Source organism: Helicobacter monodelphidis (assembly GCF_003288845.1).
Taxonomy (GTDB): Bacteria; Campylobacterota; Campylobacteria; order Campylobacterales; family Helicobacteraceae; genus NHYN01.
The window spans coordinates 1-652 of sequence record NZ_NHYN01000081.1 but is presented as its reverse complement, the minus strand read 5'-3'; the positions used below and the strand labels follow the sequence as shown (position 1 = coordinate 652).

The 652-nt window shown below is 31.0% G+C and carries 1 protein-coding gene; it reads right to left on the bottom strand.

Translation table 11 applies throughout. The features are described 5' to 3' along the window. Positions 1-468: 468 nt before the first annotated feature. The coding region (locus tag CCZ01_RS10615; RefSeq protein ID WP_458692870.1) for a putative barnase/colicin E5 family endoribonuclease at positions 469-652 on the bottom strand (184 nt) is incomplete at its 5' end.

Here is a 652-nt window from a genome sequence, read left to right as displayed (position 1 = left end):
ATAAATGCGTTTTATAATGCAAGAAGATACAAATACCTTTGTTATTATTAAATGTAGTTTTTAAGGCTTATAGAGTTAATATAGGCTATGTTTTTGTTTATAGTTGTTTTTTGTAGCTACGCTATCCCCCACAATCTAGCGTAAGTTTTTTGTGCTTAAGGAGAAACTAAGTGGGGGAATCCTAAAATGTTAAGACTTTTAATTTAAAATGTTTTCAAAGAGATTTTGCACAATCTCTTTGAGTAACTCTAAGGCTATCATTTTAACGATAAGCTTTAAAGTTTTCTTCATCTTTAACCTCCTTTCTACGCTAGATTGCATAAAAAGAAAGTTACCCCTTAAACACATTCTTATTTTACTGTTTTGACTCTAAAACTTCAATTTATCGTATATCTGTATGATGAGTTTCAAAAAAATAGCCCTCTTTGATAGCGTTTTTGTTCTTAGTAGAGGATATCTTTACTAAGCTCATCTTTTTTTGGTATAGCTTGTTACAATCCATTGATTTTCAGTTTCTTCACCTTGCCAATTATTTCTTAGCCCTATGATACTATTTCCATATTCGATATTTAATCGCCCTTTATCGTCTTTGAGAATTTTGCCCTCTTGTATGATTTGAGGTATTTCACTCACTACTTCGGGGTGATATTTC